This window comes from Blastococcus sp. SYSU DS0510 (assembly GCF_054050835.1).
Genome location: NZ_JBJHAC010000053.1, coordinates 1 through 1,428, shown reverse-complemented (window position 1 = coordinate 1,428; position 1,428 = coordinate 1). Strand labels below are relative to the sequence as shown.

General features: G+C 70.8%; 1 protein-coding gene. It reads right to left on the bottom strand.

Going from position 1 to position 1,428, the window contains the following annotated elements; all coding sequences use genetic code 11:
- Window positions 1-53: 53 nt before the first annotated feature.
- A complete protein-coding gene (locus ACI79P_RS21655) occupies window positions 54-1,310 on the bottom strand; it encodes an IS256 family transposase (protein ID WP_456583123.1) in 1,257 nt (418 codons plus the stop codon).
- Window positions 1,311-1,428: the final 118 nt, after the last annotated feature.

Genomic DNA, 1,428 nt, shown 5'->3' with positions numbered 1-1,428 from the left:
GGTCAAGCCCGCTGGCGTGGTGTGTGACGGCTACCGCGTGATCTTCGGTTGGGTCAGGCACTGAGCGCCGGGATGGCCGGCTGGTCGGTCACCTCCTCGTCGGCGGTGTCGGTGTCGGTGACGGGCCGGAGGCGGCAGCGGGCGAGGACGTCGAGGCCGAGGTAGCGGCGGCCTTCGGTCCATTCGTCGTGCTGCTCGGCAAGGACGGCGCCGACCAGGCGGATCACCGAGTCGCGGTCGGGGAAGATGCCGACGACGTCGGTGCGCCGGCGGATCTCGCGGTTGAGCCGCTCGCTGGGGTTGTTGCTCCAGATCTGGCGCCAGACCTCTTTGGGGAAGGCGGTGAAGGCCAGCACGTCGGCCCGCGCGGCCTCGAGGTGCTCGGCGACCTTGGGGAGCTTGTCGGCCAGGGCGTCCAGGACCCGGTCGAACTGGGCGTGCACGGAGGCGGCGTCGGGCTGGTCGTAGACCGAGTGCAGCAGCGCCCGCACCCACGGCCAGGAGCTCTTCGGGCAGACCGCCATCAGGTTGGCCGCGTAGTGGGTTCGGCAGCGCTGCCACGCTGCTCCGGGCAGGGTTGCGCCGATCGCGCCGACCAGGCCGGCGTGCGCATCGGAGGTCACCAAGGCAACCCCGGTGAGGCCGCGGGCGGTCAGGTCGCGGAAGAAGGCCAGCCAGCCGGCGCCGTCTTCGGCACTGGTGACCTGCAGGCCGAGGATCTCCCGGTGCCCGTCGGCGTTCACCCCGGTCGCGACGAGGGCGTGGACGTTGACCACCCGGCCGCCCTCACGCACCTTCAGGACCAGGGCGTCGGCGGCGACGAACGTATAGGGCCCTTGGTCGAGGGGCCGGTGGCGGAAGTCGGCGACCTGGGCGTCGAGGTCCTTGGCCATCTCGCTGACCTGGGACTTGCTCAGCCGGGTGATGCCCAAGCTCTCGACCAGCTTCTCCATCCGCCGGGTGGAGACCCCGAGCAGGTAGCAGGTGGCCACCACGGTGGTCAGCGCCCGCTCCGCCCGCCGGCGCCGCTCCAGCAGCCACTCGGGGAAGTACGACCCGCTGCGCAGCTTGGGAATCGCGACGTCGAGGGTGCCGGCTCGGGTGTCGAACTCCCGCGGCCGGTAGCCGTTGCGGGTGTTGACCCGCTCCGCCGAACGGGCGCCGTACTCGGCGCCGCACACCGCGTCGGCCTCGGCGCTCATGAGCGTGTTGATGAAGGTGGTGAGCATCTGCCGCAGCAGATCAGGGCTGGCCTGGGCCAGCTGCTCGTGCAGGAAGTGGGCAGGGTCGATACTGCTCGGAGCGGTCATCGCGTTGTTCTCCTGGAGTGCTGTGAGAGGTTTTCCAGAAGATCACGCGGTGGCCGCCTTCACGTGCAGGGCCCGCTGCTCACCGGGGCCGCCGCACACCACCTTGGTGGACGCCACT